Raw genomic sequence first — 24,562 nt, forward strand, 5'->3', positions numbered from 1 at the left:
ATGGTACAGGTGCCGCGCAACCCCGCTTCCCGCAACCCCGCCTCGCGCACCAGGCCGGCCGCACACAACCCGGAGAGCACGTCGCCTCGCGCCTCGCGCCCCACCCCCGGGGCGCGCCAGACCTCCGGGGCGCGCCAGACGCCGGGCGGGCGCCAGGCCGCACGCCCGTCGCGGGCGTCCGAGCAAGCGGCGGTGACGGAAGAGCCGGGCGGACCATCCGTTCGAATCAACCTCGGCCGGGTTTTCAAGGCGGAGGGCGGCAACTACTTCCTACTGCTCGGCACCACCCTGTTCCTGGTCATTTTCGGCCTCGTCATGGTGCTGTCCTCGTCGTCGGTCGATTCGTTTCTGGCCGACATGGGCTTCTTCGGCGGCCTGCTGAGGCAGGGAATGTTCGCCCTGATCGGCATCCCGCTCATGCTCGTCGTCAGCCGGCTGCCGCTCGCGTTCTGGCGGCGCGTAGCCTGGCCGTCGATGCTGGTCACCTGTTTTCTGCAGTTTCTGGTCGTGGGAACCGGGCTCGGCCGCGGTACCGGCGGTAACACCAACTGGCTGAACATCGCTGGTATCCAGTTTCAGCCGTCCGAGGGCATCAAGGTAGCCCTGATCATCTGGCTCGGCATGATCTTGTCGCAGAAGCAGCACCAACTCGATGACTGGAAGCACGTGTTCATTCCGGTCTTCGGAGTCGGCGGCGGCGCGGTGCTGCTGGTCATGATCGGAGGGGACCTCGGAACCGCCATGATCATGGCCAGCATCCTGTTCGGCGCGCTGTTCTTCGTCGGCGTCAAGCTGCGTCTTCTCGCCGTGCCGCTGCTGGTCGGCGTGGGCGCCGCCGTCGTTCTGGCCATCGTGAGCCCCAACCGGCTGACCCGCATCATGAGCTTCATCAACGAGGGGTGCACCGAGTTGAGCGGCGAGATCTCCTCGAGCTGCTGGCAGCCGCTGCACGGCACCTGGGCGCTGGCCAACGGGGGAGTGCTCGGCGTTGGCCTTGGCAACTCCAAGGCCAAATGGTCCTGGCTGCCAGCCGCCGACAACGACTACATCTTCGCCATTATCGGCGAAGAGCTCGGCCTGATCGGCTGCATCGTGGTGCTCGGCATGTTCATCCTGCTGGCCTTCGCTTTTCTTCGCATCATGAGAACGGCCACGACCGTGCAGGCGAAGGTCTCAACCGCCGCCGTCATGGTCTGGATCATCGGCCAGGCCTTCGTCAACATCGGCGTCGTGCTCGGAGTGTTCCCTGTGCTGGGCGTTCCGTTGCCGCTCATCTCGGCCGGTGGCACCGCCCTGCTCACCACCCTCGTCGCGATCGGTATTGTGCTTTCCTTCGCGCGCGGCGATCGCTCAAGCGACCCGAAGAGCGATTTTCACGATACCGAACTCAGTGAGGCAGACCGGGCATGACCACGTACCTTCTGGCGGGCGGCGGAACAGCCGGCCACGTCAACCCCCTGCTCGCTGTCGCCGACCGCATCCGCGCCACCGAAGCGGATGCGACGGTGCTGGTTCTCGGGACGGCCGAGGGCCTCGAAGCGCGCCTAGTGCCGACCCGCGGCTACGAGCTCATCGTCGTACCCCGGGTTCCGTTTCCGCGCCGACCGAACCGGGCCGCCCTGCGCTTCCTGCCGCGCTTCACCGCTGCGGTGAGTGCGGTCGCCGACGTTCTCCGCACGCGCCAGGTCGACGTGGTCGTGGGCTTCGGGGGCTACGTCTCGACTCCGGCCTACCTCGCCGCCCGGCGGGCCGGGGTGCCGATCGTCATCCACGAGGCCAATGCCAGGCCGGGGCTGGCCAACAAACTCGGCGCCCGCCTGACCCGGCACGTCGGCGTCGCGTTCGACGGCACGCCGATTCGGCACGCCCGGTTCGTCGGCATGCCGCTGCGGCCCGAAATCGAAGAACTCGACCGGTCGGCCAGGCGCGTCGAAGCGCTGGGATTTTTCACTCTGGCGCCGGACCGCCCCGTGCTGCTCGTGACCGGCGGGTCGCTCGGAGCCCGCCGGCTGAACTCCACGATGGTCGACGCGGCGCCCGCTCTCGTCGCTGCGGGCTGGCAGGTGCTGCACATCACCGGGCTCAAGGCTGAGGTCGTCGACCCCGGCCTGCCCGACTACCACCTGGTCGCCTACTGCGACCGGATGGACCTCGCCCTGGCCGCGGCCGATTTCGCCGTGACCCGGGCGGGAGCGGCGACGGTGAGCGAACTGTGCGCCCTCGGCATTCCGGCCGTGTACGTGCCCTACCCGGTCGGCAACGGCGAACAACGCTTCAACGCCTCGCCGGTGCTGGCGGCCGGAGGGGGCGTGCTGATCGACGACAAGGACTTCGTCCCGGCCTGGGTTCAGGGTGAGCTGGTGACCCTGTTGGGTGACCGGGCGCAGCTGGCGGCGATGGGGCAGGGGGCGGCATCCGTTGGAGCACGCGACGGGACGGCCCGCATGCTCGACCTGATCCACGGTGCGCTCGCGTCGCCGCGCGAGCGGCCGCACGCGTAACGTAGTGCCCGTACGAATTGTTTCATTAGCTGCATAGCTACTAGCGGCACAACCATCAGCTGCAACCGAGAAGAGCGCACCACCGTGATTAAACCAGACCTCACCCTGACCATTCCCGACCAGCTCGGGGTGGTGCACTTCGTGGGCATCGGTGGATCCGGCATGAGCGGCATCGCTCGCCTGTTCCTGAACCGCGGCTACACCGTTACCGGCTCCGACGCAAAGGAATCACCCAACGTCACGGCGCTGCGTGAGCTCGGCGCGACCGTGTTCATCGGGCACGACGCGGCAAACGTCGGTTCGGCCGACACGCTCGTCGTCACCGGCGCCCTCTGGCAGGACAACCCCGAGTACGTTCTCGCCAATGAGCGCGGACTGCCGGTGCTGCACCGCGCGCAGGCCCTCGCCTGGCTCATTCGCGACCAGCGCCTCGTTGCGGTAGCCGGCGCGCACGGAAAGACCACCTCGACCGGCATGATCGTCACGGGGCTGCTCGGCCTCGGCCAGGACCCGAGCTTCGTCAACGGCGGTGTGATCGAATCGCTCGGGGTCAGCTCCGCGAGCGGCGCCGACGATCTGTTCGTGGTCGAAGCCGACGAATCCGACGGCTCCTTTCTGCTCTACCGCACGGCGGTTGCGCTGGTCACGAACGTCGACCCCGACCACCTCGACCACTACGGCTCGCTCGAAGCTTTTGAGGCCGCCTTCGTCGAATTCAGCAGCAAGGCGAGTGAACTCGTCGTCATCTCCTCCGACGACGTCGGCGCGGTACGGGTCACCGCAACAATTGCGACAGCGGATGCCGCAGCCCGCGTGATCACGTTTGGTGAGCACCCGGATTCCACCGTGCGCGTGCACTCCATCACCACGACCGGGCCGGTGAGCTTCAGCGTCGCCTGGCAGGGCCAGGATTACAGCACCACCCTGCGCATCCCCGGCAAACACAACGCCATCAACGCGGCCGGCGCCTTCGCCGTGCTGGTCGGGCTCGGCTTCGACCCCGCAGCCAGCCTCGACGCCATCGCCGGTTTCGGCGGCACCCAGCGCCGGTTCGAGCTGCACGGCACTGTCGGCGGCGTCAGCGTCTACGACGACTATGCCCACCACCCGACCGAGGTCGCCGCAGCCCTCGCGGCGGCCCGCACCGTCGTGGGTGAGGGCCGCATCATCGCGGTACACCAGCCGCACCTGTACAGCCGCACCCGTCTGTTCGCCCAGGAATTCGCGGAGACCCTCGAGGCCTTCGCCGACCAGACCATTGTGCTCGGTGTCTACGGCGCCCGCGAAGACCCCGAGCCCGGCGTGACCGGCGCCCTCGTCTCGGAGCGGTTCCGCGATCCGTCGCACGTTGCCTACGTGCCCGACTGGCAGGATGCCGCCGACTACCTCGCCAGCATCGCCCGCGACGGGGACTTCGTCGTGACCCTCGGTTGCGGCGACGTGAATCGCATCGTGCCCCAGCTTCTCGCCTCGCTCGAAAAGGTACGCGGATGAGGCGGCGGTGAGGCGGCCGGCCGGCTTCGACCGCCCCGCGCGGCCGACACCCGAGCCGGCGCCGACCCCGAAACCCGCGGCGAAAGCGCCGCGCGCCAAGCCGACGACCGCCGCGTCTGACGCAGCAGCGCCGGTCCGGCCGCCGAAGAAGACGACTCCGGCACCGTCGAAGCCCACGGGCCGGCGCCGCGGTACGGCCGACCGTGCACGCACGCCGAAAGCCTTCGATCCTTCGGACACGACTACGGAACCGATCGTGCTCGCCGGGGGAGGCGCATCCGCTTCGCCGATCACAATGGTTCCCACGTCAGCTGCTGCTCGAGCCCGGCCGGACAAGCCCGATGAGCCGTCCGGCGGCACGGCGGGAGCACGAGCGGCCCGGTCGGTGCTGCGAGCGGCTCAGCGTGCCCGCAAGCGTTTTGAACGGGCCGAGGTACGGCGGTTCACCGGGCGCGCCCGGCGGCGGCGCACCGCGTGGATCCTCGGCCTCAGCTCGATCGTGCTCGCCTTCGGGTTCATCATCGGCGCGGCCTACTCGCCCCTGATGGCCCTGCGCACGATCGAGGTCGTCGGTACCAGCCGCATTCCGGCCACGGATGTCTCGGCGGCACTCGCCGATCAGCTCGGAACCCCCCTGCCGCTCGTCGATGCCGACGTGGTCAAGGGTGCACTGTCGCAGTTCACGCTCATCCAGAGCTATGTCACCGAAAGTCGCCCGCCCGGCACGCTCGTGGTGCGCATCATCGAGCGGGTCCCCGTGGGGGTGCTGGCCGGCCCGACCGGATTCGACCTGGTCGATGCCGCCGGTGTTGTCATAGAAACAACGCCGGAACGCACCGTGGGCTACCCATTGATCGACGCGCCGGACGGCATCGACAGCGCGGGGTTCAAAGCCGCTGCCGCGGTGCTCGCCGTGCTGCCGGACGGCATCCGCGCTCAATTGGACACGGTGACCGCCGTCACCACCGACGACGTCACCCTGAGCCTGCTCGGCGGCGAACGGGTGGTCTGGGGCAGCCCGGAGAAATCCGAGTACAAGGCCGTCGTGCTCGCCGCCCTGCTCGTGGGGCACCCGGCGGGCACCGTCAACGAGTACGACGTCTCATCACCGGACAGCGCCGTACTGCGCTAGTCGTGCCACACGCTGTCGGTAGCCGCTACGGTAGCTGGCGGAGCGGCCACCCGTTTCGGGCGCGGTCGCGGGCAGGGCGAATGCGTGAGGGCGCGGGAGGCGCTCGCGGCACCCGATTCGGTGAGTTCTTCGCGACACGCGGGCGCGCCTCCCCAGCCACGCGCCGCGCCCGCATACTTTCGTAATCAGGAATTGCATACTCAGCATAACTTTAAACTTCGACTAGAGGTTTAGGGTTCCACCCGGAGGCCGGACGTGTCAAACAATCAAAATTATCTAGCCGTCATCAAGGTAGTCGGCATCGGCGGTGGTGGCGTCAACGCCGTCAACCGCATGATCGAACTGGGCCTCCGCGGTGTCGAGTTCATCGCCATCAATACGGATGCCCAGGCCCTGCTCATGAGCGACGCCGACGTCAAGCTCGACGTCGGTCGCGACCTCACCCGCGGCCTCGGTGCCGGCGCTGACCCCGAGGTGGGTCGCCGCGCCGCCGAGGATCACGCCGAGGAGATCGAGGAGGCCCTGGCCGGGGCTGACATGGTTTTCGTCACCGCCGGAGAGGGTGGCGGTACCGGAACCGGTGGCGCCCCCGTCGTCGCCCGCATCGCCAAGTCGATCGGCGCCCTCACCATCGGTGTTGTCACCAAGCCGTTCGGCTTCGAGGGCAAGCGTCGCCAGGCGCAGGCCGAGACCGGTGTTGCCTCGCTCAAGAACGAGGTTGACACCCTCATCGTCGTGCCCAACGACCGCCTGCTGGAAATCAGCGACCGCGGCATCAGCATGCTCGAAGCCTTCGCGACCGCCGACCAGGTTCTCCTCGCCGGTGTGCAGGGCATCACCGACCTGATCACCACCCCCGGCCTGATCAACCTCGACTTCGCCGATGTCAAGTCGGTCATGCAGGGTGCCGGATCGGCCCTCATGGGTATCGGCTCCGCACGTGGCGCCGACCGCGCGATCAAGGCCGCCGAACTCGCCGTGGCTTCGCCGCTGCTCGAAGCCTCCATTGACGGCGCCCACGGCGTGCTCCTGTCGATCCAGGGCGGATCCAACCTCGGCATCTTCGAGATCAACGATGCGGCCCGCCTCGTGCAGGAAGCCGTCCACCCCGAAGCCAACATCATCTTCGGTGCCGTCATCGACGACACCCTCGGTGACGAGGTGCGGGTCACCGTCATCGCCGCCGGCTTCGACGGCGGCGAGCCCGGTGCCAAAGCGGTCGAGGTGCGACGTGCCGACCTCGTCGCGGCGGGAATCGCGGCCGGTGCCGGAACGGCCGTGGCCGGAGCATCCGCCGGCAGCGCGACCGGAACCCCGGCGACCGACTCGGGCAGCTACAGCGATGGCGAGCTCGCGGCCTCCGTCTGGGGCGGCACGGACTCCGCCAACGGCGTCACCGTGGCCGACCCGGCCTTTGAAGAAGAGGCCGACGACCTGGACATCCCCGACTTCCTCAAGTAAGTCACTCTAAATTCCGGGGCCGATCTATTCGGCCCCGGACCCCTTGCGTCAATCGCACGACACGGAACGAACAGAGCAGCATGAGCACGGTATTTCCCGAAGCGGCACCGGCCGATCTGGCCACCCGGCTGGGCAGCGTGCGCGCCGGCATCAGCGACGCCGCACGTGCGGCCGGTCGTGACCCGGCCGACATCACCACCATCGTGGTCACCAAATTTCACCCCCTCGCTCTGATTGAAGAGCTCTACGCCCTCGGCGTTCGCAACGTGGGGGAGAACCGGCACCAGGAAGCGCAGGCCAAGGCTGCCGAGCTGGTCGATCTCGACCTGGTCTGGCATTTCGTCGGACAGGTGCAGGGCAAGAAGGCCCGCCAAGTGCGGGCCTATGCCGACGTCATCCACTCGGTTGATCGTGCATCGCTCGTCACCGCGCTGGGCTCGGACGAATCGAACATTGACTGTTTCATCCAGGTCAATCTCACCGATGATGCGGCGCGCGGCGGTGTGGGTCCGCTGGACCTGCCGGCTCTCGTCGACAAGGTACTGGCCACTCCCGGGCTGCGCCTGCTCGGCCTCATGGCCGTGGCTCCGATCAGCGTTAGCGAAGGGCCGGAAGAGCCGCGGCGGGCCTTCGCCCGGGTGCGCGAGCTCAGCGCGCAGATTCGTCTGCAGGCCCCGGCCGCCACCGCACTGTCTATGGGCATGAGCCAGGACTACGCGGCGGCCGTGCTCGAAGGGGCGACACACCTAAGAATTGGCACCGCAATCACCGGCAATCGCCCGGTGCTCGGTTAATCTCGAAGTAGCAAACCAACACGGAGGTCGACATGTCCAACCCGCTCAAGAAAACCATGGTCTACCTGGGTCTGGCAGACGAAGAGCTGGAGTACCAGGCACCCGCCGGTACCAGTGCTTCCAACAGCGGCGCTTCCAGTAACGGTTCTTCCAGCAACAGCGGTGCCGCTAATCACGTCAGTGCCGTTCCGGCACGCGGCCACGACAATGCCCACTTCAGCGCGGCCCAGAGCCACGCTGGGCGAGCGCCGGTGACCCCCCTGCGCAAGACTTCGACCCCCCAAGATGTGGCTGCGTCCGAAATGAATGAAATCCTCACGGTTCACCCGCGCGCCTACAAAGACGCCCAGGTCATCGCCGAATCGTTCCGCGACGGCATCCCGGTCATCATCAACCTGTCGCAGATGAGCGACGGCGATGCTCGCCGCCTCATCGACTTCGCGAGCGGCCTGTCGCAGGGCCTGTACGGCAAGATCGAGCGCGTGACCGCCAAGGTCTTCCTGCTCTCGCCGTCCCACGTCGTCGTCTCCGGCGACAGCACCACCGAAGAGGGCGCTGAGGACAGCTCCTTCTTCGCGCAAGGCTAGACTTAAGTGTGACTGGTATACCGATCCTGGGGAATCTTCTCTATTTCCTGTTCTTCATGTACTTCCTCGTACTCTGGGGCCGATTCATCATCGACCTCGTACGCGGAGTCAACCGGGCCTGGCGTCCGCAGGGCTTCCTGCTCGTTGCCGTTGAACTCGTCTACACCCTGACCGATCCACCCGTACGTTTCTTCCGTCGCCTGGTCCCGCCGCTTCGCATCGGGCCCATCGCGCTGGACTTCGGCTTCACGCTGACGATGCTGTGCGCCATCGTGGGCATGTCCTTGTCGGGCTTACTGTAATCGTCCGACCGGGGCATGTATCCTTGTCGGATGACTGGTTGGCCCTGAGCCCGCACTCGCTCGTCGGCAGCCCGTAGTCAATTTCAATCCTTGAGTCACTCATCGGCTCAAGTCAGTCAAATGTTCACGTAAATTCAAGTTTTGAGGGTGAAAAGCCATGGCGCTAACTCCGGAAGATGTAGTCAACAAAAGGTTCCAGTCGACCAAGTTCCGTGAGGGATACGACCAGGACGAGGTCGATGACTTTCTCGACGAGGTCGTCGTCGAATTGCGTCGCCTGACCAAGGAGAACGAGGAACTGCGCGGCCAGGTCGGCGGGGACGCTGCCCCCGCAGCCGAGTCCGCCCCGGTTGCCGCAGTGGTTGCCGAGCCGGTCGTCGTCGAACCCGTCGCCGCCGCTCCGGTCGCCGCCACGCCGATCGACGAGACGGCCGGCACGACCAACCTGCTGCAACTGGCTCGCCGCCTGCACGAAGAGCACGTCAAGGAAGGCGCCGAGAAGCGCGACGCACTGATCGCCGAAGGCCACGCCACTGCGGCACGCGTCATCGCCGAAGCCGAGACCCAGCAGCGCATCCAGCTGCAGAAACTCGACCAGGAGCGCTCCACCCTCGAAGGCAAGATCGACGAGCTGCGCACGTTCGAGCGCGAGTACCGCCTGAAGCTTAAGAGCTACATCGAGGGTCAGCTGCACGACCTCGACGCGAGCTCGGTCGGCTCCACGACTGATAACACTGCGCCGAAGCCCAGCTTCCAGGGCTTTGGAGCCTAGGGCCCGAACGAAGAAGCGTTCGCGAGCGCTTATCGTTCTAGCCCTCGTCGCGCTGGGCATTTACGCGCTCGATCAATACAGCAAGTACCTCGTCGTCGCCTCGATGACCGAGGGTTCCGTGATTCGGGTTCTGAACGATGTGCTGCAACTGCATTTCGTTCGGAACCCGGGCGCGGCATTCTCGCTCGCGAGCGGATCCACCTGGATCTTCTCGATCATCGCCGCCGCCGTCGTGGTGTTCATCATTTGGTTCGCCCGGCGCATCCGCTCGCTGGCCTGGGGTCTGGTCTTTGGCCTGCTGCTCGGCGGTGTGCTCGGCAACCTGACCGATCGGCTACTGCGCGAACCGGGCTTCGGCGTCGGGCACGTGGTCGACTTCATCTCGACCCCCTGGCTACTGCCGGCGATCTACAACGTCGCCGACATGGCCATCGTCACCAGCATGGTCATCTTCATGATCCTGACCATCCGCGGCATCGGCCTCGATGGCAACAAGGTCCTGGTCGTCAGCAAGACCGCCCCGGTATCTGTCGAAACTGCCGTACCTGTCGAAACTGCCGTGCCTGTCGGAACTGCCGCGCCCCTCGAAACTGCTCATAACCAAACGGATGCTGTGACCCCCGATACCACCGCCAGCGACCCCCTGCGCCGCGACCGACCGACTCCAGGAGCCGAGGCCCTGCCGTGACCGGTCCCCTTGACCTGAGCAGCCCACCGGAACGGCGATCGCTGCCGCTCCCGGACGGCCTGGAAGGCGTGCGGGTTGACGCCGGTCTGGCCAAACTGTTCGGCTTCTCTCGCAGCTTCGCCGCCGAGGTCTCCGAGGCCGGCGGCGTCGTACTCGACGGCACCGTCGTCAGCAAGTCCGATCGCCTGCGGGCCGGCAGCTGGATCGAAGTGACCTGGCAGCCCAAGCAGCCGGTGCGCATCATCCCCATCGCCGTCCCCGACCTCACGGTCGTGCACGACGACGAGAGCATCGTCGTCATCAACAAACCGGCCGGAGTCGCCGCCCACCCAAGCGTCGGCTGGACCGGACCGACCGTTCCCGGCGCCCTCGCGGCCGCCGGCTACCGCATCGCCACCTCGGGCGCAGCCGAACGTGCCGGCATCGTGCACCGGCTCGACGTGGGCACGAGCGGGCTCATGGTCGTCGCCAAATCGGAAGGCGCCTACGTCGCGCTCAAGAAGGCGTTCCACGACCGCGAGGTGGAGAAGATCTACCACACCGTCGTGCAGGGTCACCCCGACCCGCTCACCGGCACCATCGACGCCCCGATCGGTCGCCATCCGCGGTCGGACTGGAAATTCGCGGTCATGGCCGACGGCAAGCACTCGATCACCCACTACGAGACGCTCGAAGCCTTCCCCTCGGCCTCGCTGCTCGAGGTACACCTGGAAACCGGGCGTACCCACCAGATCCGGGTGCACATGACCGCGCAGCGGCATCCGTGCGTCGGCGACGCCATGTACGGCGCCGACCCGTCGATCACCGCCCGGCTCGGGCTGAAGCGCCAGTGGCTGCACGCCAAGCAGCTCGCCTTCACCCACCCGGACAGCCACGAATGGGTCACCTACAACGCTGACTACCCGGCCGACCTCAACCACGCCCTCGCGGTGCTGCGCGGAGACTGACCCGGGACTCGCCCCTAACCGTTTCATCAACTCGTCGGAGTCATTGTGAGTAACCCGGTAACTGCCACCGACAATTTCGTGCACCTGCACGTGCACAGCGAATATTCCATGCTCGACGGCGCCGCCCGGGTGAAACCCCTGATCAAAGCCGCGGTCGAGCAGGGGATGCCGGCGGTTGCGATCACCGACCACGGCAACGTGTTCGGTGCGTTCGACTTCTGGAAGAGCGCGACCGACGCCGGCATCAAGCCGATCATCGGCACAGAGGCGTACATCACCCCCGGCACCGATCGCCGCGACAAAACCCGGGTGCGCTGGGGCACGAGCGGGCAGAACCGCGACGACGTCGGCGGCGCCGGCTCGTACACCCACATGACGCTGCTCTCCGAGAACACCGCTGGCATGCACAACCTGTTCCGGCTGTCGTCGAAGGCGAGCCTCGAGGGCTACTACTTCAAGCCGCGGATGGACCGCGAACTGCTCAGCCAGTACTCGAAAGGCCTGATCGGAACCACCGGCTGCGTCGGTGGCGAAGTGCAGACCCGCCTGCGCCTCGGCCAGTACGACGAGGCGAAGAAGGCTGCCGGCGATTTTCAGGACATCTTTGGCAAGGAGAATTTCTTCTGCGAGATCATGGACCACGGCATCGACATCGAACGCCGCACCATGACCGACCTGCTCAAGCTCGCCAAGGAACTCGACCTGCCGCTGCTGGCCAGCAACGACCTGCACTACACCCACGCCCACGACGCCACCGCCCACGCCGCGCTGCTGTGCGTGCAGTCGGCGTCGACCCTCGACGACCCGAACCGGTTCAAGTTCGATTCCAACGAGTTCTACCTCAAGACCGCGGCGCAGATGCGGCACCTGTTTCGAGACCACCCCGAATCCTGCGACAACACGCTGCTCATCGCCGAGCGCTGCGAGGTGGAATTCAACACCAAAGCCAACTACATGCCCCGGTTTCCCTGCCCGGAGGGCGAGAACGAGGAGAGCTGGTTCATCAAGGAGAACGAGATCGGGCTGGCCAAACGCTACCCGAAGGGCATCCCGGCGGATGTGCGCAAGCGCGCCGACTACGAAATCGGCATCATCGTGCAGATGGGGTTCCCCGGCTACTTCCTCGTCGTCGCCGACTTCATCATGTGGTCCAAGCAGCAGGGCATCCGCGTCGGCCCCGGCCGTGGTTCGGGTGCCGGCTCGATGGTCGCCTACGCGATGGGCATCACCGACCTCGACCCGCTCGTGCACGGCCTCATCTTCGAACGGTTCCTCAACCCCGACCGCGTCTCCATGCCCGACTTCGACGTCGACTTCGACGAGCGTCGGCGCGGTGAGGTGATCAAGTACGTCACCGAGAAATACGGTGAGGAACGCGTCGCCCAGATCGTCACCTACGGCACGATCAAGGCCAAGCAGGCCCTGAAGGACGCCTCGCGCGTGCTCGGCTTTCCCTTCGGCATGGGCGATAAGCTCACCAAGGCCATGCCGCCGGCCATCATGGGCAAGGACGTGCCCCTCACCGGCATGTTCGACAAGGACCACCCGCGCTACCGTGAGGCGGCCGACTTCCGCGCCGTCATCGAGAGTGACCCCGAAGCCCGCACCGTCTTCGACACCGCCCTCGGCCTGGAAAACCTGAAACGCCAGTGGGGCGTGCACGCGGCCGGCGTGATCATGTCGAGTGACCCCCTGATCGACATCATCCCGATCATGAAGCGTGAAGCGGATGGCCAGGTCGTCACGCAATTCGACTACCCGGCTTCCGAAGCCCTCGGACTGATCAAGATGGACTTTTTGGGGCTGCGCAACCTCACCATCATCGACGACACCCTCGACAACATCGCTGTAAACCGTGGTCACCGGCCCGTGCTCGAAGACCTCGGTCTCGAAGACCCGGCCGCCTACGAACTGCTCGCCCGCGGCGACACGCTCGGCGTGTTCCAGCTTGACGGGGGCCCGATGCGCGCCCTGCTGCGGCTCATGAAGCCTGACAACTTCGAAGACATCTCGGCCGTCATCGCCCTGTACCGCCCTGGGCCCATGGGCGCCAACTCGCACACCAACTATGCGCTGCGTAAAACCGGTGTGCAGGAGATCATCCCGATCCACAAGGAGCTCGAAGAGCCCCTCCAGGATGTCATCGGCACCACCTACGGCCTGATCGTCTACCAGGAGCAGGTCATGTCGATCGCGCAGGTGCTCGCCGGCTTCACGCTCGGTGAGGCCGACCTGCTGCGCCGCGCCATGGGCAAGAAGAAGAAATCCGAGCTTGACAAGCAGTTCGAGGGCTTCTCGAAGGGCATGCAGGACCGCGGGTACTCGATGGATGCCGTCACCACGGTCTGGAACATCCTGCTTCCGTTCTCCGACTACGCCTTCAACAAGGCTCACTCGGCTGCCTACGGTGTGCTCTCATACTGGACTGCCTATCTCAAGGCCGTCTACCCGGCCGAGTACATGGCGGCCTTGCTCACGAGCGTCGGCGACTCCCGCGACAAGCTCGCGCTGTACCTCAACGAGTGCCGCCGCATGGGTATCCAGGTGCTGGCGCCCGACGTGAACGAGTCGATCGGATTCTTCGCGGCGGTGGGCACCGACATCCGCTTTGGTCTGGGAGCCGTGCGCAACGTCGGTTTCAACGTGGTCGAGGCCATTCGCGGCGCGCGTGAGGAGAAGGGCCGCTTCGAGTCGTTCCACGACTTTCTGCGCAAGGTGCCGCTGCCGGTCGCCAACAAGCGCACCATCGAATCGCTCGTCAAGGCCGGGGCGTTCGACTCGCTCGGCGCGACCCGGCGCGGCATGGTCGAGATTCACGAATCGGCCGTCGAGTCTGCCGTCAAAATCAAACGCGAGGAAAGCAACGGCAATATCGGGTTCGACTTCGACAGCCTGTTCGACGAACCGCAGGACACCGAGCAGGTGCCAGACCGCCCCGAATGGAGCAAAAAAGAAAAACTCGCCTACGAACGCGACATGCTCGGGCTGTACGTGTCCGACCATCCGCTCGCCGGGTTGGAAATTCCGCTCGCGAAGCATGCCAGCACCACGATCGCCGACCTGATCGCGTCGGAGTCGACCGAGGACGGCGACACGGTCACCGTGGCCGGCCTGATCACGAGCGTGCAGCACCGGATCGCCAAGAAGTCGGGCAACCAGTACGGCATGATCCAGGTCGAAGACTTCGGCGGTGAAATTACCGCGATGTTCATGGGCAAGGCCTATCTCGAGTTCGCACCGGAGCTGATCAGCGACTCGGTCGTGGTCGTGCGCGGCCGGGTGAGCCTGCGCGACGACGGAATGAACCTGCACGCGTTCAGCGTGTTCCAGCCCGAGCTCGGCCAGGGTTCAGACCAGAGCATGGTCTCGATCACGGTCGGGGAGTCCCGCGCGACGACCGACACCGTGAGCGCGCTCGGCGAGATCCTCAAGCGCCACGCCGGCGAGGCCGAGGTGCGGCTCAAGCTGGTCAAGGGAGATGTGGCGCGGGTGTTCGAGCTGCCGCACCGGGTCAAGGTGAGCGCCGACCTGTTCGGCGAGCTCAAGAGCATTCTCGGCCCGAACTGCCTCACCTGATTCTTCGGCCGTGGCCGCAGATTACTGACAGGATGCCCGCCTAGGCTGGCACCATGCACAAGCGAGAGCCGATCTACCGGGCCGCTATCGGCGCCGGGCGCGCCCTGTTCAGCCTGCTGCGGGTGCGCCCGTCCGCCACCGGCCTCGAACAGCTGCCGGCCACCGGCGGCGCCGTGCTCGCCATCACCCACTTCGGCTACCTCGACTTCGCCCTGGTCGAGTGGGTCACCTGGCGGCACAATCGGCGGCACATCCGCTTCATGGCCAAGAAGGGTGCCTTCGACCAGCCGCTGGTGGGCCCCCTGCTGCGCGGCATGAAACACATCTCGGTCGACATGGAGAGTGGCGGTGAAGCGTACGCCCAAGCCGTGGTGGCCCTGCGCACCGGTGAGCTGCTCGGCGTGTTCCCCGAGGGCGGAGTCAACGCCTCGTTCACCGTGCGCGAACTCAAGACCGGTGCGGTGCGCATGGCGCAGGCCGCGAACGTGCCGATCATCCCGGTCGCCGTGTGGGGCGGACATCGGCTGATGACCAAGAACCACCGGTCCACCCTGCGGGAGCGGCTCGGCGTGCCGGTCAGCATCCGTTTTGGCGAGCTCGTCAGAGCGGATGCCGCCGGCCCGGCAGGCAGCAACGTCGCGGCCGCCACGCTGCGGCTGCACGACACCCTGCAGCACCTCGTCGACGCGGTGCAGGCGGAGTACCCGGTACCGGGTACCGGCCACTGGTGGCAGCCCGCGCACCTCGGCGGGACCGCACCGACACCCGAGCAGGCCGCGGTGGTCGAGGCCGAGCGTCGCCGGCGCAAGGCTGCCGCGAAGCTGGCTGGCGCGAAGGGAAAGACCCGGTCCTAGACGGTGGCGCCCGGCACCCGATAGGTGCGCTCGTGGTAGAGCAGGGCCTCATCGTCGGTGCCCATGCCGCCGCCCTCGATCTGCACGACCACGACAGCGTTGTTGTGCACCGAAACCCGTTCGACGATGCGGGCAACCATCCAGCTCGTCACGTCGGCCAGCACTGGGAGTCCGTAGGGTCCGGGCTGCCAGTGCTCGCCGACGAAGCGGTCCGCATGTGGGCCGGCGAGTTTCTCGGCGACCACACGATTGTGAGCGCCGAGCATGTGGATGACCACGCGGTCGGCGACGGCGATCGCCGCCCACGAGCTCGCCGATCGGGCCATGTTGAACGTGGCGAGGGGCGGCACAGCGGACAGCGACGCGAGGGACGTGGCCGTGAAGCCGACCGGGGTGCCGTCGGGTGCGAGGGTCGTGATTGCGGCGACCCCGGCGGCATGGCGGCGGAACGCGTGCTTGAACGCGGCCAGGTCGTCGGGGGCATGGGGGTCGGCGGCGAGCGGCGGTGCAGCGGGTAGAGTCGCGGGCCGAGTAGATACTGGGGGTTCAACGTTGCTTTGCATACTCAACCAACAATCTGTTTCAGAGCCAGCCTATTCCCGCCAGCGGCTTGTTCTGCAGGTTCACGGATAGGCTGGGTCACGATGATCCAGACTATTGACCTTCGCGGGAGTGAGCCGACACCGGCCGCGCTTCTGGCTTCCGTTCCGCGCGCCCTGACCAGCGTCGCCGTCGCCGCCGATATCGCGGCCGAGCTGATCGCCGACGTGCGCGAGCGCGGCGGGGCGGCTCTGCTCGACCAGGCCGAACGCCTCGACCGGGTGCGCCCCGGCCAGGTGCGGGTGCCCGCGAGCCACATCATCGACGCGGTCGCCGGTCTCGACCCGGCCGTGCGCACGGCCATCACCGAGACCATCCGCCGGGTGCGCCTGGCCAGTGCCGCGCAGGTGCCGCCGCACACGACGACCACGATCGAAGCAGGGGCCACCGTCACTCAGCGCTGGCAGCCGGTGAACCGGGTCGGCCTTTACGTTCCCGGCGGCAAGGCCGTCTACCCCTCGAGCGTCGTCATGAACGTCGTGCCGGCGCAGGTCTCCGGCGTGAGGTCGATCGCCCTGGCCTCGCCGCCGCAGAGCCACTTCGACGGCCGCGTGCACCCCACCATCCTCGCCGTCGCCGGCCTGCTCGGAGTCGATGAGATCTACGCGATGGGCGGTGCCGGAGCCATCGGCGCCCTCGCCTACGGTGTCGAAGACATCGGCCTTGAGCCGGTGCAGATCGTCACCGGCCCCGGCAACGTCTACGTCGCCGCCGCCAAACGACTCATCCGCGGGCAGGCCGGCATCGATTCAGAGGCCGGCCCCACCGACATCCTCGTGATAGCGGATGCCGCCGCCGATCCGCTGCTCGTCGCCGCCGACCTGGTCAGCCAGGCCGAGCACGACGAACTCGCCGCGGCTGTGCTGGTGACCGATTCGCCCGAACTCGCCGAAGCCGTCGCGGCGCGGCTCATCGCGCTGGCGGAATCCACTACCCACAGCGAACGGGTGACTGCGGCGCTTCGCGGCCGCCAGTCGGCGATCGTGCTCGTCGACAACCTGCAGGTCGCGGCCGCGTTCAGCAATGCCTTCGGGCCGGAGCACCTCGAGATTCAGACGAGCGATCCCGACGCGGTGCTCGAAACGATCGAGAACGCCGGGGCGATCTTCCTCGGCCCCTATTCGCCGGTGAGCCTCGGCGACTACGTCGCCGGATCGAACCACGTGCTGCCCACCGGGGGACAGGCCCGGTTCTCCTCCGGCCTCGGCGCCTATACCTTCCTCCGGCCGCAGCAGGTCGTGAGCTACAGCCGCGAGGCGCTGCAGGGAGTCGCCGATCACATCGCGGCCCTCTCCAACGCCGAGGCCTTGCCGGCGCACGGCGACGCCGTCACGGCCCGGTTCACGGCCGACCGCTAGGCTGGCAGCACTATGTTCTGCCCGTTCTGTCGCCACCCCGATTCCCGAGTCGTCGACTCACGCACGAGCGACGACGGACTGTCGATTCGCCGCCGCCGGCAGTGCCCCGAATGCGGTCGCCGCTTCAGCACCACCGAGACAGCGAGCCTGAACATCATCAAGCGCAGCGGTGTGGTCGAACCGTTCAGTCGCGAGAAGATCGTCTCCGGCGTGCGGAAGGCCTGCCAGGGGCGGCCCGTCACCGACTCCGACCTCGCCATGCTGGCCCAGAAGGTCGAGGAGACCATCCGCCAGACCGGTGCCTCCCAGGTTGACGCCAACGACATCGGCCTGGCCATCCTGCCGCCGCTGCGTGATCTCGATGAGGTCGCCTATTTGCGGTTCGCGAGCGTCTATCAGGGCTTCGACTCCCTCGACGACTTCGAGACTGCCATCACCCAGCTCCGCACCGAGCACACCAACCGTTCCCAGACCCGCACGACCGAGGATGCCCCTTCGGTCGGCACCGCCCCCACCGCCAACCAACCGTAGGGCCCGATGTATCCGCTGTTCTTCAAGCTCGTGCTCGCCCGGATCGATCCGGAGCGCGCCCACCACCTCGCTTTCACCGTCATCCGGTTACTGCCGACGCTTGGCATCGGGCGGCTCGTGCATCGGTTCACCCGCCCGCGCACCGACCTCGGCGTGAGCACCCTCGGCCTGCACTTCACGTCGCCGTTCGGTGTCGCGGCCGGTTTCGACAAAGACGGCGAGGCCGTGCTCGGCCTCGGCCAGCTGGGTTTCGGCCACGTCGAGGTGGGCACGCTCACCGCGCTCGCCCAGCCAGGCAACCCCACACCCCGCCTGTTTCGCCTCGTGGCCGACCGAGCGGTCATCAATCGCATGGGCTTCAACAACCACGGCGCTGCCGCGGCGGTCGCCCGCCTGACCCGGGTGCGCTCCGTGGCCGGCCGTCCGGTGCTCGGCATCAATATCGGCAAGAGCCGCGTCACCGCCGTCAAGGACGCGACGGCCGACTACCTGAACAGCGCTAAGACGCTCGCTGCCCTCGCTGACTATCTCGTGGTCAACGTGAGTTCACCCAACACCCCTGGCCTGCGCGGGCTGCAGGAACTCGATCAGCTCGCGCCGCTGCTGACCGCGGTCAAGGCCGCCGCCGGTGCCACCCCGCTGCTCGTCAAGATCGCCCCCGACCTCGAGGACGCTGAAGTCGCGCGCATCGCGGCCCTCGCCGTTGAGCTAGGCCTCGACGGCATCATCGCCACCAACACCACGCTCTCCCGCTGCGGCCTGCGAGCGGATGCTGCCACCATCGCCGCCGCCGGCGCCGGCGGCCTGTCCGGCGCCCCGCTGCACGCCCGGTCGCTCGCCGTTCTGCAGCAGATTCGCGCCGTCGTGCCGCCCGCGTTCTGCGTCATCTCCGTCGGCGGGGTGGACACGGCCGCCCAGGTGGCCGAGCGTCTCGCGGCGGGTGCCACCCTCGTGCAGGGTTACACGGCGTTCCTCTACCGCGGTCCGCTCTGGGCCCGCCAGATCAACCGTGGACTCGATCGCATTCTGGCGCGAACAGCTTAAGCCGGATCGACGCCCGATGGTGGGTCATCGAACGATACTCGCGGAGGATATCCTCCTGTTCTCGACATCCGTTCGAAACATTGTCGAACAGTATTCGATATGTGACCCGCCTACACTCCGATTTTGCGGGCGTCTTTATGTCCGAACAAGACTCGACGTCACCAACCACAGCAGCTGTATCTCCACAGCGCCCTTGCACCCCCGAGAGGAATTCCGCAATGACACCATCCAGAGGCTCTTTTACCCGCCGATCGGCCACCCGCCTGGTACGCGGCGTCGCGGTCGCCGCAGTCCTGACCCTCTCCCTGGCCGCGTGCGCTGGCAGCGACGCGGAAGAGGCCGGGGGAAACGGCGCGGCGGCAACGTTCGGGGATGCGAGCATCCAGTTCAGCTGGATCAAGAACGCCGAATTCATGGGTGAGTACCTCGCCGACGAGAGCGGATACTTCACCGAGGCTGGCTTCGACTCCGTTGACATGATCGAGGGTCCGGCTTCGATCGAAGCGGCCGTCATCTCGGGCAACGTCGACATGGGCATCGGCAACGCGATCTCGACCGGCACCATCATCGCCAACGAGGGTGCCCCGCTGAAGATCATCGGAGCAACGTACCAGAAGAACCCCTTCACCATTCTCTCGCTGGCCGACAAGGGCAACATCGCGACCCTCGACGACCTGAAAGGCAAGACCATCGGCGTGCAGGCCAGCAACCTGAGCCTCTGGGAGGCTTTCCTCGAGATCAACGACATCGACGAGGACTCGCTGACCACGCTTCCGGTGCAGTACGACCCGACCCCGCTGTTCAACGGGGAGGTCGACGGCTGGTTTTCCTACCTCACCAACGAATCCATCGACGCGGAACTGCTCGGACTCGACCCGGTCAACCTGCCGCTGGCCGACTTCGGCCTGCCGTTCGTGGCCGAAACGCTGACGGTCACCGACGACGCGATCACGAACGACAGGGAGAAGCTCAAGGCACTGCTGGTGGCCGAGATTCGCGGCTGGACCGACGCCATCAACGACCCGGAGGCCGCCGCCGAACTCACCGTCGACAGCTACGGCCCGACCTTCGACCTCACGCTCGAGAAGGAGACCCGGCAGGCCGAGATTCAGTCCCTTGACCTCGTCGTGAGTGCCGAGACCCTCGCCAACGGCCTGTTCACGATCAGCGAAGAGTTGCAGCAGCAGAGCATCGACACCCTCGCGGCGACCGGACTGACGATCACGGCGAGCCAGCTGTTTGACATGACGCTGCTCGACGAGGTCTATGCCGAGAACCCCGACCTGCTCGCCTACAGCAAGTAGCGGCAGCGGGCATCCGCCGCAACGAGACAGCGGATGCCCAGCCGGAACGTAAAATAAATATCTGACCCGAGGAATCACCCAGCATTGCCATCGCCGAGGAGCGAACCACGTGAGTAGTACTGATGCCGGAGTTCGTGACTCGACGACGACCCCGGCCGCCGGTGGCGAGGCTGCCGGAACCGGCCTGCACATCTCCCAACTGCACAAGGTCTTCGCCGTTGGGCGCAAGGAAGTCGTCGCCCTCGACAATGCCAATCTGCACACCGACAAGGGTAGCTTTCTGTCACTGCTCGGACCGTCCGGTTGCGGAAAATCAACCATCCTGCGCATCCTGGCCGGCCTGGAGCAGCCCACGAGCGGCACTACCCGGGTCGACGGCAAAAGCCCGCAGCAACTTCGACTGGGGCACCAGCTCGGCATCGCCTTCCAGGATTCCGCCCTGCTGCCCTGGCGCAGCGTGCGTGCCAACATTCGCCTGCCGTTCGAGGTTGCCCACCTCCCCGTCAACGACGCCTATATCGACGAACTGATCGCCCTCGTCGGCCTGCAGGGATTCGAGAAAGCCAAGCCGGCGCAGCTCTCCGGCGGCATGAAACAGCGCGTGTCGATCGCACGGTCGCTCGTGCTGAAGCCCTCGGTGCTGCTGCTCGACGAACCCTTCGGGGCCCTCGATGACATGACCAGGCAGCGACTCAACCTGGAATTGCTGCGCATCTGGACGCAGAAGCCCGCCACGACGCTCATGGTCACCCACGGCATCGCCGAGGCCATCTTCCTCTCCGACCACGTCGCGGTCATGAGTGCCCGCCCTGGTCGGGTCAAGGAAGTCATCGACGTCGACCTCCCCAGGCCCCGGTTGCCCGAGATGATGCGTTCGCCGGAGTTCCACGCCCTGCACGACCGCGCCTCCGACCTGCTGTTCAGCGATGCGGCCCTGGCGGGCGACGACCGGTGATCCGCAGCTCGCTGCGCGCCCTGCCGGCCTGGGCGACCGGCCTGATTGGGGCCGCGATCGTCGTGGCCCTGTGGTGGATCGGAGCCGTCACCGTGTTCGCCGAGGTCGGTTCGATGCCCGGCGGCGCGGTGCCGACCCCGCTCGATGTGCTCGTGCAGCTCGTCAGCGACGGGCCCGCCTTCTACCTGCCCCACGTTAGCGTCACCGTTCTCGAATCGCTCATCGGGTTCGCCTGGGGCAACGGACTCGCCCTTGTCCTTGCGGCGCTCGTACTGCTTCTGCCGCGCATCGAGAAGATCGCGATGCAGGTCGCCGTGATCACCTACTGCATTCCAATCGTGGCCATCGGCCCGATCGCGTACATCGTGATCGGCGCGCCGAGCGCGGGCGACCCGGCCGGAACGGCAGTGTTCCTCGCCGCCATGTCGGTGTTCTTCACCACGGTCATCGGGTCGCTCGTCGGCCTCAAGGCAGCGGATGCCGCCAGCCTCGACCTCATCACCGTCTACGGCGGCAGCAGATTCACCCAGCTGCGCAAGGTGCGCCTGATCGCCGGGCTGCCCAGTGTGCTGACCGCACTGCAGGTCGCAGCGCCCGCAGCCTTCATCGGGGCCATCCTGGGGGAGTACCTCGGCGGGGTCAGCCGGGGGCTGGGGATCGCCATGCTCGTGGCCGGGTCGACCGCCAACGTGGATCGGGTCTGGAGTCTCGCGCTCGTGGCCGGGGTCACCGCGGGTCTCGGCTACGCGATCTTCGCCGTCATCCTGCGTTTGGCGACGCCGTGGACGACCGGACGGGGCAGCCGATGAGTTTTGCACGGGTGGCGCTGGCGACGGTCGCGCGCGGCCTGCTGACCGGGCTCATCACGCTGGTCTTGGTTCTGGTCGCCTGGCAGGGACTGCTCCTGCTGCTGGACATTTCGCCGTTCCTGGCCAAGGGGCCCCTCGACGTGTGGACCTGGCTCGTGACCGTACCCGACGCCTCCGACAATCGGGCCCTCATCCTCGACAACCTCGTGGTGACCCTCGGCGACGCCTTTCTCGGGTTCGTGGCCGGTCTCACCTGCGCCCTGCTCCTCGCAGTACTTTTCACGCTGTCGAGGGGCATCGAACATGCCCTCATGCCCATCGCCCTGCTGCTGCGGTCGGTGCCGCTCGTGGCCCTCGTGCCGATCATCAGCCTCATCACCGGGCGCGGCCTCACGACCGCCGTGGTGATGGGGGCCATCGTCGTGTTGTTTCCGGCGCTGGTGAACATCGCATTCGGGCTGCGTTCGACGTCGCCGCAGATCAGCGACGTGATCACCGTCTATGGCGGCAGCGCCTTCACGACCCTGCGCAAAGTTGCACTGCCGAGTTCGCTGCCCTCCTTCTTTGCCGCAGTGAAGATCTCGGTGCCCGGGGCGATCACCGGAGCGCTCCTGGCGGAATGGCTCACGACCGGCCAGGGACTCGGCAACTCGATCGTCGCTGCCGTCGCCAAGGTGCAGAATTCCGAAGTGTGGGCATCCGTCGTGGTGATCACGATCGTCTCGCTGGCTCTCTACGGCCTGGCCCAGGTGGTCGAGAACCTGGTACTGCGGCGCATGAGCATGGAGCAGAGCACCGCGGGCTGACGCAGTCCTGTCTGGTTGCCGTGCGGTTACAGCAGGCCGTGCTCGGCGAGCTGGTTGGCAAGGCTCGATCCGTCGGGCCCGTACACCCACGGTGCTTCAGCGCCGTCCTCGATCAGCACGGCGTCGCGTGAGCGACCACCGGCGAGCACCGCTTCGCTCGGGGACAGCTGGCGGATGGCCACGGCCGCGACGCTGCCCGGATAGTCACGCTGGAAGTCGCTGTAGATGGCCTCGTCGTGCTGGCCGTCGTCACCGATCAGAATCCAGCGCATGTGCGGAAACTGCTCGGCGAGCCGGCGCAGGTTGTCCCGTTTGTGCGCGCTCCCGCTCCGGAACCAGCGGTCGTGGGTGGGGCCCCAGTCGGTCAACAGCAGCGCCCCGGCCGGGTAGAGGTTGCGGGAGAGAAAACGCGACAGGGTGGGGGCCACGTTCCAGGCACCGGTGGAGAGGTAGATCACCGGGGCTCCTGGCGTGTTCGACGCCAGGCGTTCCAGGAACACAGCCATGCCGGGCGTCGGAACCCTGGCATGCTCGTCGAGCACGAAGGTGTTCCAGGCGGCGAGCAGCGGGCGGGGGAGCGTGGTGACCATCACGGTGTCGTCGACGTCGGAGACGACGCCGTAGCCGACCGTTGGCGCCACGATGAAGAGCGGGGCCTCGGCCACGGCCGAGAATTCGGTGTGCAGCCGGGCGACGTGCCAGCCGGCCGGCAGCGACACCGGAACCACGGTGTCGACGACCCCGCCGCGATCCGCCTGCACGCGATGCGTCTGGCCGTCGATCTCAATCGTCACCGTCACGTCGTTGACGGGAACGCTCGTGAAGCTGCGCCAGCCTCGGATGCCGGCGTCACGGCCATCCGCTCGGGGGCGTTTCTGACGCTTCGAAGGTTTGTCGGGTTTGGCCAGGAGCACCCGGCAGAGGATGCGCACCCAGTCGGTCGAGCCGTAGCCGGTATAGGGGATGACGGTGGGCTGATACCCACGGCGACGGGCGGAATGCTCACGGCGGTCGTGCAGCCAGTCTTCCATGCGGGCCGCGCGGTGCATGATCCGCTCGGGACTGGGAGCACGCGGCGTGGCGTCTGGGGACTCTGGCACGCCTTCATTCTGCCATGTTTGCTGTGCATCCCCCGATCAGGCCTGTGGGATTGGGGTTTTACCCCATAGGATGGTGAATTATCTTCAAGGGGGATAAATGTCACTTGGTGGCCTATTGGGTGAAGAGGCCGGTGCAGCACTGCAGCAGGTGCGTACCGAGCCGATTCAGCAGCGCAGCGCTGCACGTCTGTCTGGTTTGCTCGATGCGGCTGCCGCCGTCGTGGACGAGGTCGGTTTCGACCGCATCACGACCGCGATGATCGCGGAACGTGCTGGTGCTTCCATCGGCACGGTGTACCGCTACTACCCCGACCGGGTGGCCGTCCTGCACGCCCTGCACGAGCGCGCCGTGGTGCGCTTTCGGCAGCGCGTCGTCGACGAACTCGGCGCCAGCACCCTCACGTCCTGGTGGGACGCGGTGGACTGTGTCGTGACCGCTTTCGTCGGCCTGTACCGCTCCGAGCCCGGCTTTCGCATCGTGAACTTCGACGACCGCGACGGCGCACCCGCCGCCGACGCCGTGGCGGATGCCGATTTCTTCGCACGACGCCTCGCCGATGTCCTCGTGAACGAGTTCGACCTGCCGGGCGGCGACGACCTGATCTTTCGCCTCGAGGTCGCCGTCGAGATGGCCGACGCGCTGCTCGCCCGCGCCTTCCACACTGACCCGGTCGGCGACGAGCGCTTCATCGCCGAGTGCCGTCTCGTATTGCGCAATTACCTCGACGGGTTCTACAGCCCGCAGGCACTGAACCTGCTCGCGGACGCGTCCTGACCTTCGCGCAATGCCGGGCAGCTTTACTGGGCTGCCCGGCATTTTTTCGTCGGCAGACCGGCCTGTTCGCTGCTGGATAAATCTTTCTGCGCAATCTGTTTTGCCTGTCGCCGCGAATAGTGATTGGGTTAGCATCTGCTGTGTGTTGACCCGAACGATGCGAGGAGCGCGC

Annotated in this window: 23 protein-coding genes; 21 read left to right on the forward strand and 2 right to left on the reverse strand. The window is 66.7% G+C overall.

From position 1 onward, the window contains the following. The 13 genes from ftsW to E3O06_RS15395 all read left to right on the forward strand — a co-directional run bounded on the left by ftsW (position 1) and on the right by E3O06_RS15395 (position 15,108). Positions 1 to 1,410: a putative lipid II flippase FtsW gene (gene ftsW / locus E3O06_RS15335; RefSeq protein ID WP_134504241.1), complete on the forward strand. Its 1,410-nt coding sequence runs from the start codon at positions 1 to 3 to the stop codon at positions 1,408 to 1,410. Next, a complete protein-coding gene (locus E3O06_RS15340; RefSeq protein WP_134504242.1) occupies positions 1,407 to 2,501 on the forward strand; it encodes a UDP-N-acetylglucosamine--N-acetylmuramyl-(pentapeptide) pyrophosphoryl-undecaprenol N-acetylglucosamine transferase in 1,095 nt (364 codons plus the stop codon). Before ftsW ends, E3O06_RS15340 begins: the two co-directional genes overlap by 4 nt. A gap of 84 nt (positions 2,502 to 2,585) precedes the next feature. Further along, a complete protein-coding gene (gene murC / locus E3O06_RS15345; protein WP_134504243.1) occupies positions 2,586 to 3,995 on the forward strand; it encodes a UDP-N-acetylmuramate--L-alanine ligase in 1,410 nt (469 codons plus the stop codon). 7 nt (positions 3,996 to 4,002) lie between these two features. After that, on the forward strand, positions 4,003 to 5,127 hold the full coding sequence (locus tag E3O06_RS15350; protein WP_134504244.1) for a cell division protein FtsQ/DivIB: 1,125 nt from the start codon (positions 4,003 to 4,005) through the stop codon (positions 5,125 to 5,127). Between the two features lie 255 nt (positions 5,128 to 5,382). Further along, positions 5,383 to 6,588, forward strand: a complete 1,206-nt coding sequence (gene ftsZ, locus E3O06_RS15355; protein WP_134504245.1) for a cell division protein FtsZ — start codon at positions 5,383 to 5,385, stop codon at positions 6,586 to 6,588. Positions 6,589 to 6,668: 80 nt separating this feature from the next. Continuing rightward, positions 6,669 to 7,382 carry a YggS family pyridoxal phosphate-dependent enzyme gene (locus E3O06_RS15360; RefSeq protein WP_134504246.1) on the forward strand — a complete coding sequence of 238 codons (714 nt, stop codon included), beginning with the start codon at positions 6,669 to 6,671 and terminating at the stop codon, positions 7,380 to 7,382. 32 nt (positions 7,383 to 7,414) lie between these two features. Continuing rightward, positions 7,415 to 7,969: a cell division protein SepF gene (locus E3O06_RS15365; protein ID WP_134504247.1), complete on the forward strand. Its 555-nt coding sequence runs from the start codon at positions 7,415 to 7,417 to the stop codon at positions 7,967 to 7,969. Between the two features lie 8 nt (positions 7,970 to 7,977). After that, positions 7,978 to 8,271 carry a YggT family protein gene (locus E3O06_RS15370; RefSeq protein ID WP_241980259.1) on the forward strand — a complete coding sequence of 98 codons (294 nt, stop codon included), beginning with the start codon at positions 7,978 to 7,980 and terminating at the stop codon, positions 8,269 to 8,271. A gap of 157 nt (positions 8,272 to 8,428) precedes the next feature. After that, the gene (locus E3O06_RS15375) at positions 8,429 to 9,043 is read left to right on the forward strand and encodes a DivIVA domain-containing protein (protein ID WP_134504248.1); all 615 of its coding nucleotides are present in this window, start codon (positions 8,429 to 8,431) and stop codon (positions 9,041 to 9,043) included. Beyond that, on the forward strand, positions 9,033 to 9,731 hold the full coding sequence (gene lspA / locus E3O06_RS15380; RefSeq protein WP_134504249.1) for a signal peptidase II: 699 nt from the start codon (positions 9,033 to 9,035) through the stop codon (positions 9,729 to 9,731). The genes E3O06_RS15375 and lspA overlap by 11 nt, the downstream gene beginning before the upstream one ends. Then, positions 9,728 to 10,678, forward strand: coding sequence for an RluA family pseudouridine synthase (locus tag E3O06_RS15385; protein WP_241980261.1), 951 nt, complete (start codon positions 9,728 to 9,730; stop codon positions 10,676 to 10,678). The genes lspA and E3O06_RS15385 overlap by 4 nt, the downstream gene beginning before the upstream one ends. 108 nt (positions 10,679 to 10,786) lie before the next feature. Then, entirely contained in the window at positions 10,787 to 14,254 is a 3,468-nt protein-coding gene (dnaE, locus tag E3O06_RS15390) for a DNA polymerase III subunit alpha (protein ID WP_134504340.1), read from the forward strand. Positions 14,255 to 14,307: 53 nt separating this feature from the next. Then, complete coding sequence (locus tag E3O06_RS15395; RefSeq protein WP_134504250.1) at positions 14,308 to 15,108, forward strand: lysophospholipid acyltransferase family protein; 801 nt, start codon at positions 14,308 to 14,310, stop codon at positions 15,106 to 15,108. Here the strand turns inward: E3O06_RS15395 and E3O06_RS15400 are convergent. Beyond that, complete coding sequence (locus tag E3O06_RS15400) at positions 15,105 to 15,671, reverse strand: flavin reductase family protein (RefSeq protein WP_134504251.1); 567 nt, start codon at positions 15,669 to 15,671, stop codon at positions 15,105 to 15,107. The genes E3O06_RS15395 and E3O06_RS15400 overlap by 4 nt on opposite strands. 81 nt (positions 15,672 to 15,752) lie before the next feature. Between E3O06_RS15400 and hisD the strand changes: the two genes are divergently transcribed. From hisD to E3O06_RS15435, 7 genes are all read left to right on the forward strand, one after another. Further along, positions 15,753 to 17,066 (forward strand): histidinol dehydrogenase, encoded by a 1,314-nt coding sequence (hisD, locus tag E3O06_RS15405; protein WP_134504252.1) that lies wholly within the window; start codon positions 15,753 to 15,755, stop codon positions 17,064 to 17,066. Between the two features lie 12 nt (positions 17,067 to 17,078). Continuing rightward, positions 17,079 to 17,597, forward strand: coding sequence for a transcriptional regulator NrdR (gene nrdR / locus E3O06_RS15410; protein WP_134504253.1), 519 nt, complete (start codon positions 17,079 to 17,081; stop codon positions 17,595 to 17,597). Positions 17,598 to 17,603: 6 nt separating this feature from the next. Beyond that, positions 17,604 to 18,641 carry a quinone-dependent dihydroorotate dehydrogenase gene (locus tag E3O06_RS15415; protein ID WP_134504254.1) on the forward strand — a complete coding sequence of 346 codons (1,038 nt, stop codon included), beginning with the start codon at positions 17,604 to 17,606 and terminating at the stop codon, positions 18,639 to 18,641. A gap of 218 nt (positions 18,642 to 18,859) precedes the next feature. Continuing rightward, positions 18,860 to 19,945 carry an ABC transporter substrate-binding protein gene (locus tag E3O06_RS15420; protein WP_134504255.1) on the forward strand — a complete coding sequence of 362 codons (1,086 nt, stop codon included), beginning with the start codon at positions 18,860 to 18,862 and terminating at the stop codon, positions 19,943 to 19,945. A gap of 109 nt (positions 19,946 to 20,054) precedes the next feature. Next, positions 20,055 to 20,900, forward strand: a complete 846-nt coding sequence (locus E3O06_RS15425) for an ABC transporter ATP-binding protein (RefSeq protein WP_134504256.1) — start codon at positions 20,055 to 20,057, stop codon at positions 20,898 to 20,900. After that, positions 20,897 to 21,709, forward strand: a complete 813-nt coding sequence (locus E3O06_RS15430) for an ABC transporter permease (protein WP_241980263.1) — start codon at positions 20,897 to 20,899, stop codon at positions 21,707 to 21,709. The genes E3O06_RS15425 and E3O06_RS15430 overlap by 4 nt, the downstream gene beginning before the upstream one ends. After that, positions 21,706 to 22,515 (forward strand): ABC transporter permease, encoded by an 810-nt coding sequence (locus E3O06_RS15435; RefSeq protein WP_134504257.1) that lies wholly within the window; start codon positions 21,706 to 21,708, stop codon positions 22,513 to 22,515. Before E3O06_RS15430 ends, E3O06_RS15435 begins: the two co-directional genes overlap by 4 nt. A gap of 26 nt (positions 22,516 to 22,541) precedes the next feature. On the opposite strand, the gene E3O06_RS15440 is transcribed toward E3O06_RS15435, so the two are convergent. Next, positions 22,542 to 23,564, reverse strand: a complete 1,023-nt coding sequence (locus E3O06_RS15440) for an App1 family protein (protein WP_134504342.1) — start codon at positions 23,562 to 23,564, stop codon at positions 22,542 to 22,544. Between the two features lie 148 nt (positions 23,565 to 23,712). Between E3O06_RS15440 and E3O06_RS15445 the strand changes: the two genes are divergently transcribed. After that, complete coding sequence (locus tag E3O06_RS15445; protein WP_134504258.1) at positions 23,713 to 24,390, forward strand: TetR/AcrR family transcriptional regulator; 678 nt, start codon at positions 23,713 to 23,715, stop codon at positions 24,388 to 24,390. Positions 24,391 to 24,562: the final 172 nt, after the last annotated feature.

Source organism: Cryobacterium glaciale, assembly GCF_004402535.1.
In the GTDB taxonomy this organism is placed as follows: Bacteria; Actinomycetota; Actinomycetes; order Actinomycetales; family Microbacteriaceae; genus Cryobacterium; species Cryobacterium glaciale.

What these genes read in the sequence shown, in the direction of transcription:
- E3O06_RS15375 (WP_134504248.1), top strand. Translation starts at nt 8,429, where the DNA reads ATGGCGCTAACTCCGGAAGATGTAGTCAACAAAAGGTTCCAGTCGACC.
- dnaE (WP_134504340.1), top strand. Translation starts at nt 10,787, where the DNA reads ATGCTCGACGGCGCCGCCCGGGTGAAACCCCTGATCAAAGCCGCGGTC.
- E3O06_RS15340 (WP_134504242.1), top strand. Translation starts at nt 1,407, where the DNA reads ATGACCACGTACCTTCTGGCGGGCGGCGGAACAGCCGGCCACGTCAAC.
- hisD (WP_134504252.1), top strand. Translation starts at nt 15,753, where the DNA reads ATGATCCAGACTATTGACCTTCGCGGGAGTGAGCCGACACCGGCCGCG.
- E3O06_RS15400 (WP_134504251.1), bottom strand. Translation starts at nt 15,671, where the DNA reads ATGCAAAGCAACGTTGAACCCCCAGTATCTACTCGGCCCGCGACTCTA.
- E3O06_RS15360 (WP_134504246.1), top strand. Translation starts at nt 6,669, where the DNA reads ATGAGCACGGTATTTCCCGAAGCGGCACCGGCCGATCTGGCCACCCGG.
- E3O06_RS15440 (WP_134504342.1), bottom strand. Translation starts at nt 23,564, where the DNA reads ATGCACCGCGCGGCCCGCATGGAAGACTGGCTGCACGACCGCCGTGAG.
- E3O06_RS15395 (WP_134504250.1), top strand. Translation starts at nt 14,308, where the DNA reads ATGCACAAGCGAGAGCCGATCTACCGGGCCGCTATCGGCGCCGGGCGC.
- E3O06_RS15415 (WP_134504254.1), top strand. Translation starts at nt 17,604, where the DNA reads ATGTATCCGCTGTTCTTCAAGCTCGTGCTCGCCCGGATCGATCCGGAG.
- nrdR (WP_134504253.1), top strand. Translation starts at nt 17,079, where the DNA reads ATGTTCTGCCCGTTCTGTCGCCACCCCGATTCCCGAGTCGTCGACTCA.
- ftsW (WP_134504241.1), top strand. Translation starts at nt 1, where the DNA reads ATGGTACAGGTGCCGCGCAACCCCGCTTCCCGCAACCCCGCCTCGCGC.
- E3O06_RS15445 (WP_134504258.1), top strand. Translation starts at nt 23,713, where the DNA reads ATGTCACTTGGTGGCCTATTGGGTGAAGAGGCCGGTGCAGCACTGCAG.
- E3O06_RS15435 (WP_134504257.1), top strand. Translation starts at nt 21,706, where the DNA reads ATGAGTTTTGCACGGGTGGCGCTGGCGACGGTCGCGCGCGGCCTGCTG.
- E3O06_RS15365 (WP_134504247.1), top strand. Translation starts at nt 7,415, where the DNA reads ATGTCCAACCCGCTCAAGAAAACCATGGTCTACCTGGGTCTGGCAGAC.
- E3O06_RS15420 (WP_134504255.1), top strand. Translation starts at nt 18,860, where the DNA reads ATGACACCATCCAGAGGCTCTTTTACCCGCCGATCGGCCACCCGCCTG.